7 protein-coding genes and 3 pseudogenes are annotated in these 8,633 nt (G+C 71.3%); 6 read left to right on the top strand and 4 right to left on the bottom strand.

Going from position 1 to position 8,633, the window contains the following annotated elements:
- Both UWG_RS0102900 and UWG_RS0102895 read left to right on the top strand, forming a co-directional pair.
- Positions 1 to 298: pseudogene (locus tag UWG_RS0102900) on the top strand (FGGY-family carbohydrate kinase); the annotation flags it as partial.
- Positions 295 to 1,533, top strand: a complete 1,239-nt coding sequence (locus UWG_RS0102895) for an ROK family transcriptional regulator (protein ID WP_016905704.1) — start codon at positions 295 to 297, stop codon at positions 1,531 to 1,533. The pseudogene UWG_RS0102900 and the gene UWG_RS0102895, both read left to right, overlap by 4 nt.
- 509 nt (positions 1,534 to 2,042) lie before the next feature.
- On the opposite strand, the gene UWG_RS0102890 is transcribed toward UWG_RS0102895, so the two are convergent.
- Complete coding sequence (locus UWG_RS0102890) at positions 2,043 to 2,606, bottom strand: TetR/AcrR family transcriptional regulator (RefSeq protein WP_016905703.1); 564 nt, start codon at positions 2,604 to 2,606, stop codon at positions 2,043 to 2,045.
- Positions 2,607 to 2,970: 364 nt separating this feature from the next.
- Here UWG_RS0102890 and UWG_RS33510 point away from each other — a divergent pair, with 364 nt between their 5' ends.
- The 3 genes and pseudogenes from UWG_RS33510 to UWG_RS31385 form a co-directional block, all read left to right on the top strand.
- The gene (locus UWG_RS33510) at positions 2,971 to 3,111 is read left to right on the top strand and encodes an SDR family oxidoreductase (protein ID WP_016905702.1); all 141 of its coding nucleotides are present in this window, start codon (positions 2,971 to 2,973) and stop codon (positions 3,109 to 3,111) included.
- A gap of 69 nt (positions 3,112 to 3,180) precedes the next feature.
- Complete coding sequence (locus UWG_RS0102880; protein ID WP_016905701.1) at positions 3,181 to 4,251, top strand: aldo/keto reductase; 1,071 nt, start codon at positions 3,181 to 3,183, stop codon at positions 4,249 to 4,251.
- A 70-nt stretch (positions 4,252 to 4,321) separates the two neighbouring features.
- Positions 4,322 to 4,716 (top strand): annotated as a pseudogene (locus UWG_RS31385) (SDR family NAD(P)-dependent oxidoreductase); the annotation flags it as partial.
- 343 nt (positions 4,717 to 5,059) lie between these two features.
- On the opposite strand, the pseudogene UWG_RS34210 reads toward UWG_RS31385, so the two are convergent.
- A pseudogene (locus UWG_RS34210) lies at positions 5,060 to 5,493 on the bottom strand (Tn3 family transposase); the annotation flags it as partial.
- A gap of 246 nt (positions 5,494 to 5,739) precedes the next feature.
- Here UWG_RS34210 and UWG_RS0102860 point away from each other — a divergent pair.
- The gene (locus UWG_RS0102860; protein WP_016905699.1) at positions 5,740 to 6,657 is read left to right on the top strand and encodes a MerR family transcriptional regulator; all 918 of its coding nucleotides are present in this window, start codon (positions 5,740 to 5,742) and stop codon (positions 6,655 to 6,657) included.
- Between the two features lie 336 nt (positions 6,658 to 6,993).
- On the opposite strand, the gene UWG_RS0102855 is transcribed toward UWG_RS0102860, so the two are convergent.
- Positions 6,994 to 7,674 carry an O-methyltransferase gene (locus UWG_RS0102855; protein WP_016905698.1) on the bottom strand — a complete coding sequence of 227 codons (681 nt, stop codon included), beginning with the start codon at positions 7,672 to 7,674 and terminating at the stop codon, positions 6,994 to 6,996.
- Between the two features lie 112 nt (positions 7,675 to 7,786).
- The coding region (locus UWG_RS0102850; protein ID WP_016905697.1) for a phosphoketolase family protein at positions 7,787 to 8,633 on the bottom strand (847 nt) is incomplete at its 5' end.

Below are 8,633 nucleotides of genomic sequence, written 5' to 3'. Positions count from 1 at the left end.
GGGGGCGGAGCCGATCCTGCTCATCGGCGGCGGAGCCCGCGGCACCGCCTGGCGCGAGACGGTGCGCAGGCTCTCGGGGCGTCCCGTCGTGGTGCCGCAGGCACAGGAGTTGGTCGCGCTCGGTGCCGCGGCCCAGGCGGCGGGCCTTCTCCTCGGCGAGGACGCGGCGTCCGTCGCCCGCCGCTGGCGCACCGACGAGGGGCCCGCGTACGAGCCCGTCCCGGCGGACGAGGAGGCGCTGGCCCGCATCTCCGGCGTCCTGCGGGGCGCCGGCGGCCTGCTCGCCGGGGAGGGGTGAGCTCCGCGCGGCTGCCGTCCGGCCCTTCCGCCGGGCGGCAGGCAGATGCGCGGCGGTCGGCGGCGCCCAACTCGCAGCGCGAGATGCGTGAGCGGAACCTGTCGCGCGTGCTCTACGCCGTCGCCGAAGCCGGGAGGATCTCCCGCGCCTCGGCGGCGGCGCGGATCGGCCTCACGCGCGGTGCCGTCTCCACGCTCGTCGAGGAGCTCCTGCGCGGCGGGCTCCTCGACGAGTTGGGCCCCGGGCACTCGGGCGGCGTCGGCAGGCCCGGCAGCGCGCTCACCCTGCCCGACCGGGGACCGTGCGGCCTCGGGGCCGAGATCGGCGTCGACCACCTTGCGGTCTGTGCCGTCGACCTCCGCGGCGAGACGCGCGCCCGCGCGGCCGCCGACCTCGCGCATCCGCAGCCGGCGTCCGAGGTGGCGGACCGGCTGCGAGTGCTCGTCCGGGAGGTCGCGGACGCGGTGGCGCCGCAGGGGCTGCGTCCCGCCGGGCTGACCGTGGCGGTCCCCGGCACGGTGGAACGCGGCGGCACGACGGTCGTCCACGCGCCCAACCTCGACTGGCACGGCGTCGACCTCGCGCACCACCTCGGGGACGACCTGCCGCTGACGGTGGAGAACGAGGCCAACCTCGCGGCGCTCGCGGAGCTGTGGATCGGAGAGGGCGCCGCGGCGCACTCGGCGCTGCGGGACTTCGTCCGCGTCTCCGCCGAGGTCGGCGTGGGGGCCGGGCTCGTGCTAGACGGTGAACTGCTGCGCGGCACACGCGGCTTCGCCGGCGAGTTCGGTCACGTACCGGTGCGTCCAGAAGGCGCCGAGTGCGCGTGCGGCGGACGCGGCTGCCTGGAGCAGTACGCGGGCGCCGCCGCGGTGCTGCGTACGGCCGCTGTCACCGCCGCCGAGGGCGGCGAGGCGCGCCGCCTGCTCACGGTGCGGGCCGAGGCGGGCGACGCGGCCGCACTCCACGCTCTCCACGAGGCGGGCACCGCTCTCGGGACGGCGCTCGCCGGCGCGGTGAACCTCCTCGACCCGCGCGCCGTGGTGCTCGGCGGCGCGCTGGCCGACTTCGGCGAGTGGGTTCTTCCCCCTGTCGAGCGGGAGTTGGGACGCCGCACGGCAGCCCGCGGCGCCCCCGTGGAACTGTGCGTCTCGCCGCTCGGCCCCGACGCGGCACTCCTGGGCGCAGCCCACGCGGGGGTACGCCGGGTCCTGGACTCGCCGCTCTCGCTGTGAAGGCGGCCGCTGGTCACCCGTAGTGGGCCCCGAACGGGAGAACCGATGCCGCCGAGCCGCGGTACGCGTGCAGCGGTCGCCCGACGGCTGCTCGGCGCACACGCTGCCCCGGACCGCCGCCGAACAGCCGTACACACCCGCGCAGTTGCTAACTCCGCCCGGGGCCCGGCGCACGCACACCGAGCCGCTACGCTCCCGCGTGGCGTGGAAGACAACACGTTCCTTCCACGGTCCTCAACGCACCGCTCTCGGCCCCGGGGAACATCGGTACAGCGGTTGGCGCTGAGATTGATCATGGCCAGGGCGTGATCGTGCTGACGCGATTCTCGTGCTCACGTCGGGCTTGCCCTGGGCCGGGACCGCAGGGGTGCGCCCTGGACGCCGTCGAACGGCTGGCAACGGTCGAGGAGCTGGCGGTGCACGGCGGGGCCTGGGGCGCCACGACCGCCGCGGCCACGGTCATGCCGTCCGGCACGGCCGCCGCCCTGGCCGAACCGCTGGCGTGTCGCTCAGCGGGGCCTGAGTCCGTCGACGACGACGTCCAGCATCCGGTTCAGATGGGGGCGCTGCTCGGGTGCGCCGGCCACAGAGAGCAAACCGGCGAGGATGGCGCCTACCTCGACCGGATCGATGTCGCTGCGCAGTTCTCCTGCTGCGGCGCCGGCTTCGAGCACCATCGCCAGGACCTGCTGGACCTCGTCGCAGACCGGTCCGGTGCCGAAGCGGCCGGAAGCGCTCATGGCGACCAGGGCCTCGCAGATGCCGCGTCGTTCACCGGCCCAGTCGGCGAATCGGAGCATCCACGCGTGGAGGGCCTGCGTGGGCGGCTTGGTAGCCAGCAGCGTGCGCGCATCTTCCTGCAAAGGCCGGATCTGGTCCCGATAGACCTCTTCGACCAGATCCTCTCGGGTGGGGAAATGCCGGTACAGGGTGGCGTTCCCCACGCCCGCGCGTTTGGCGATCGCGTCGAGCGAGATCGCGCGTCCGGACGCGAAGGCTTCGGCGGCCGTGGCGATCAACTGCTCGCGGTTGCGCTGCGCGTCGGCGCGCAGGGTGCTGCGTGGAGGTGTCATGACCTTCGCGATCGTGAGTGTCGGATGAGGCTCGGGAGCGATTCGGGGATGTCCCCGGTTCAGTGTACGGTGAGGAAAACGGGGAGGTCCCCGATTACGGGCGTCCGACGCTTCAGCGACGAAAGGTTTGCCATGCCTACAGCTCTCCTCGCCGGGGGAACGACCGGGACCGGCAGAGCGACGGCCGGGCTGCTGTCCGCCCGCGGCCACCAGGTATCGCGGGCACCGGGCAGAAAGCCGATTCCCTCGCACGAGCAGAATCCGAACCGGCCCCGCGCAGGATCCGCGTCAACGCCGTGAGCCCCGGGGCCACCGACACCCGCCGCTCGACAGGCTGGGGGTACCCGAGAGCGGCCGGGACGCCATGTGCTCGAAGAGCCCCTTCAAGCGCTCGAGGTCCAGCCAGCAGGCCGCGGAAGCAGTCGCCTTCCTCGCCTCGGACGCCGCCGACTGCATCACCGGCCAGAACATCACCCCGGCCGGCGGCTACGGGCTCGGTGCCTGAAGCCCGGGCGAGCCGACCGCCAATCCGCACTTCTCGAAGGCCACGAACCGCACCTCACAGGAGAACACGATGGCACTCACTCTCGACACTTACCGGCTGCTGGGCCGTTCCGGACTCCGGGTCTCACCACTGGCGCTGGGCACGGCGACCTTCGGCACCGAGTGGGGCTGGGGCGCCGAGCGCGACGAGGCGCGCAGGCTCTTCGACCGCTACACCGAGCTCGGCGGCAACTTCTTCGACACCGCCAGCACCTACACCAACGGCAGCTCCGAGCGACTGCTGGGCGAATTCGCCCGCACCAACCGCGACAAGATGGTGCTGGCGACGAAGTATTCGACGCTGCGCCGGCCCGGTGACCCGAATGCCGGGGGTACCCACCGCAAGAGCATGCTGGCATCGGTGGAAGCCAGTCTGCGGCAACTGAACACCGACTACATCGATCTGCTCTATGTGAACGTATGGGACTTCAGGACGCCGGTGGAGGAGATCCTGCGAGGCCTGGACGATCTGGTGAGGCAGGGCAAGGTGCTGTACGTGGCGATCTCCAGCGCCCCGGCCTGGCAGGTGTCGCGCATGCAGGCGATCGCCGACCTGCGCGGCTGGTCGCCACTGGTCGCGCTGGAGACCGAGTACAGCCTGGTCGAGCGCACCGCGGAGCGTGATTTGATCCCGATGGCACGCGAGATGGGACTCGGCGTGGTCCCCTTCTCCCCGTTGGGCGGCGGGGTGCTCACCGGCAAGTACAGCCGGGAGGACCAGAATCCGACGGGTTCCGTTGTCAGCGAAACCGCCAGCAACCGCAAGAGCCTCAACGCCGCCCTGGGATGGGTCACCGACCGCAACCTCGCCATTGCCGACGCGGTGAAGGAGTTGGCCTCGGAGCTGGGCCGCACACCTGCCCAGGTCGCGCTGGCCTGGAGCCTGAACGCTCCGGGCGTGACGGCACCCGTCATCGGCGCCCGCACTGCCGCGCAGATGGAGGACAACCTGGGTGCCCTGCAGGTCGACCTCACCCCTTCCCAACTCGCCCGCCTCGACGAGGTCAGCGCCATCGACCTCGGCAATCCACACGGCCTGCTCGCCAGCGATCACATCCGCGCGGTCACCACAGGCGGCATGAAGATCGAGACCCTCGGCTGATTCGCTTCATGAACAGCGACATCCAGATATATTGACAAGTTTTTGGTGATGAAATGGAACGGCCTCGGTCATGGGTAAGTACAGCGACAAGAATGTGGTGGTCACGGGTGGCAGCAGGGGCATGGGGCTCGCACTGGCGGAGCTGCTGGTGCCAGGCGGAGCACGCGTGGTAATCACCCGCCGTTCTCAGGCCAAGCTCGACGCGGCACGCGAGCGGCTCGGGGAGGATGCCGTGGCCGTCCGGGCGGATGCGACTCGCTGTCCGACCTGGATATGCTCGCCGGCCGGGTGACGAGCGAGCTCGGCTCGATCAAGGCTTTGTTCGTCAATGCCGGCGTCTCATCTCCCACGCCCCTCGATGCGACGACCGAGGACGTGTACGACGAGCTGTTCGCGATCAACGTCAAGGGCGCCTTCGTCACTGTGCAGAAGTTCGACCCGCTGTTGAGCGCGAACGCCGGCATCGAACCGGCCGTGGACGGCGGCGAAAACCAGCTCTGAGCTCCGCTGCCGTCCCGCCACGGGCGTAAGGCCCGCTACCACGGCGGTTTCAGGGGGCGATGCGACAGGTGGTCGTGTCGATCAGGCCGCGAGCAGTTCATGCAGGCGCTCGGCCGGGGTTTTCCGGCCGAGCGTTTTGCGTGGGCGGCCATCGAATGCGGCGGCGACGGGGTCCGCGGAGGAGTCGGTGATCTCCGTCTGCCGGATACGACACAGCGTGGCCGGCAGCGTCAGCCGCCGCGACGGCTTCATCCGCTCCAGCTTCGCCGGGTACTCCTTCGACGCCCGCGCCCGCCACGCGTCCACCCGGGTCGCGCAGCGGGGGCAGGGCCCCGGTGGTCGGGACACTGGCGGTGAAGCTGTAGCGGCCGAGCAGGTTCAGGCTGCGGTGCTTGAGCGGGGAGCGCCGGGCGATGTCCTCGTCGCCGAACTCGTGGCCTTCGTCCCGGAGCTGGGCGACGGCGGCGTCGATGTACTCCGTGGTCCACAACACGATGGCGTTGAGGACCAGGCCGAGTGCGCCGAGCTGGTCTTCCATGCCGTCCCGGTACGCCGGTGGACGGTGCCGCGCTTGCCGTGGCACACGTCCCGCGCAAGCTTGTGGCGGAATTCCTGCACGGTTGAGCTGCCGGTTCACCGGCGGTGGTAGGTGTCGTCGACCGGGTCGACCACGCGCGGCCGATGTTCGGTCTTGGCGATGCGCCCGTACTCAGCGAACGCCGCGCCCAGTGGGACGAGGCGCCGTGGCGACCCGGCTCGACAGCTCGCAGTGCGGTGTGAGGCGACGGTCCAGGTCGCAGCGGTACACCGGTGCTGTGACCCTGCCTGCCTTCCCGCGGTTGTCCTGGCAGGGGGCGGACCGATCGTTACGGAGAGGGGTACTTCTCCCGGCACGGGTGCCGGGCGGAGTGACTCGGGTTGCACCTTCCGTAGCGGCATGTGGTCCGGTGGACTCACGTCCCGCCCCACTGAGGAAGGCCCCTGCTCATGTACTCGTCCTTCATCCCACCGCGCCAGGTCAAGATCGGTGACGCGGCGGCCTTCGTCGGCACCACACCGCGGGCGATCCGTCATTACCACGAGATCGGCCTGCTCCCCGAGCCCGTGCGAGGCGGCGACGACCGCCGCCGCTACGGCTACGAAGACACGATCCGGCTGCTGTGGATCCGCAAGATGGCCGACGCCGGGATCGCCCTGGACGACATCCGTGACGCCTTCGCCGACACGGCTTCCGCCGGTTCCGACAGCGACGACGGCATCGCGAACATCCTGGAACGGCTGGAGGAAACCCTCGTCGCCCAGGAAGCGGAACTGCGGCGGCAACGGGCTGCCGTGCAGCGCATGCGTACCGAGGGCAGCAGGATGGGCCTGCTCTCCGACTTCGTCACCGAACGCCTCAAGAGCCTGCCCGAGGGCTCCCTGCGTCAGGCGGACCTGGACAGTCTGCTGGTGACTGAGCGGATCTTCGGCCCGCTCGGTGCGGCCGTCCAGGCCACCCGTTTCATCGCCCTGGCCACTCACCCGAATCTGCGGGAGGACTCCGACCGTATCGATGCCGCCGAGGAGGCACTCGATGACACGATCGCTGTCGACGACCCCCGCGTGGTCCGGGTGGCTGCCGAACGGCACGCCTTCGAAGAGGCGCTGCAAGCCGTTGTCGAGGATTCCGGCCTGGCGGAGAGCGACGACGCGCTCTTCGACTCCTGGGACACTTTGCACCCCGCCACCGCCGACGAGGGTGAGGACGAGACCGGCCAGAGCTCCGGCAGGGGACAAGAGTCCATGAGCGCACTGGAAGCCACGGGAAAGATGCCCTACGACTTCTCCCCGGCCCGCCTGCGCTGCATGGAACTGGCCGCGGAACTCGCCGCCCACGAGTCACCCGCTTCCGAAGACACGGCCTAGGCCAACCGCCGGACGGCACATCGCGATCCGAGACGGCGAAACCGCGCCCAACTGGCTTCCGTGCAGTCGTGGTTCAAGCCGTCCGCAACGAACCCACGGTCCGCCCGGGAAGCCGGTGCCGAGCAAGCGCCCTCCACCAACTCCCCGCGGCGAGGCAGAACCGCGACGCTGACGGATGCCTTCGACCATCGCCCGGACATACGCAGCCCCGCAGCCCAGCGAGCACCCCTCCACCACGTCGAGCCGGGACGCACCTGGCTCCGCGCCACGACGGCCACCGGACAACCGAACCGTACGTGGGCCTCCCCAGGACCGGGCCGCCCCGAGGCCCCCCGCTCAGTGCGTGACGATCGCCAGCGCGAACCCGTCGTACCCTTTGCCGCCGACGGTCTGCACCGCCGTCGCCGCCAACCTCGGTTCCGCGCCGATGAGTTCCAGCGCCTTGCGGCTTCCCACGACCTTCGGGTCCGTCGCCCCCGGGTCGGCGACCGCGCCGTCCCGCACGACGTTGTCGACGACGATCACGCTCCCCGGCCGGGAGAGCCGCAGCGCCCACTCCAGGTACACGGGGTTGGAGGGCTTGTCCGCGTCGATGAAGAAGAAGTCGAACGGGCCGACGCTCTCCGCCTCCAGCAGCGGCAGCGTCTCCGAAGCGGGCCCGGTGCGCACCTCGACCCGGGGAGCGTCCGCGCGGCCAGCGAGGCCGCGCTCCAGGTTGCGGCGTGCGACGTCCGCGTGGTGCGGCTGCGCCTCCAGCGTGACGAGCAGCCCGTCCGCCGGCAGGGCCCGGGCCATCCACAGCGTGCTGTACCCGCCGAGGGTGCCGATCTCCAGCACCTTCGCGGCGCCGTGGATGCGCACCAGCAGCTCCAACAGCCGTCCCTGGCTGGGCGGGACGTCGATCGGCGGCAGGCCGGCCTCCCGGCTCGCCCGCAGCGCGTTCCGAAGTCCCGGCTCCTCGGGCAGGACCTCCCGCTCGATGTACTCGTCGACGGCCTCCCAGCGCTGCTGCGTCATCCGCTCCCGCTCCTCACCGGCGTACGTGCGCTCCTGAGCCGCCGAGCGACCCCCGGCCGATTTTACGGCGGGGACGGTGCCCGAACGGGCTTGTCGCCCAAAGGAGTCGGCGTCAGGAGTCGGGGCGCCACCGCCAGTCGGCGACCTCGGGCATGTCCTCCGCGTGCTCCTCGACCCACTCGCGGTGCCGCTGCCGGAAGGCGACCATCCGTTCCCGCAACTCCCCCGCCGCGGCCGACCCCTGCGGCTCCGCACGGTCGAGCACGTCGAGCACGAGACGGAAGCGGTCCATATCGTTCCGCACGACCATGTCGAAGGGCGTCGTCGTGGCGCCCGCCTCCTTGTACCCCCGCACGTGCAGGTCGTCGTGGTACGCGCGCCGATAGGTGAGGCGGTGGATCAGCCACGGGTAGCCGTGGTACGCGAAGACGACGGGACGGTCCCGGGTGAAGACCCCGTCGAACTCCTCGTCGGTGAGGCCGTGCGGATGCTCACCGTGCGGGAGCAGCCGCGCGAGGTCGACGACGTTGACCACGCGCACCGCCAGTTCGGGCAGTTCCGCACGGAGGATCGACGCGGCCGCCACCGCCTCCCGCGTCGGGACGTCCCCGGCGCAGGCGAGGACGGCGTCGGGCGCGGAGCCGGGGCGCTCGCTCCCCGCCCACTCCCAGACACCGAGCCCGCGTCGGCAGTGCTCACGGGCGGCGGGGAGGTCGAGCCAGTCGGGGCAGTCGTGCTTCGCCGCGACCACCGCGTTGACCGTGTCCCGGCTGCGCAGCACGTGTTCGGCGGTGCAGAGAAGGGTGTTGGTGTCGGGCGGCAGGTACGCGCGGACGATGTCGGGACTCTTGTTGAGGAGGCTGTCGACGTACCCGGGGTCCTGGTGCGAGAAGCCGTTGTGGTCCTGGCGCCAGACGTGCGAGGTGAGCAGCGTGTTGAGCGAGGCGACCGGTTCCCGC

The organism is Streptomyces xiaopingdaonensis (genome assembly GCF_000262345.1).
Taxonomy (GTDB): domain Bacteria; phylum Actinomycetota; class Actinomycetes; order Streptomycetales; family Streptomycetaceae; genus Streptomyces; species Streptomyces xiaopingdaonensis.
Note: the sequence above shows the minus strand (reverse complement) of the source record. Positions and strands in the feature narration are given on the sequence as shown.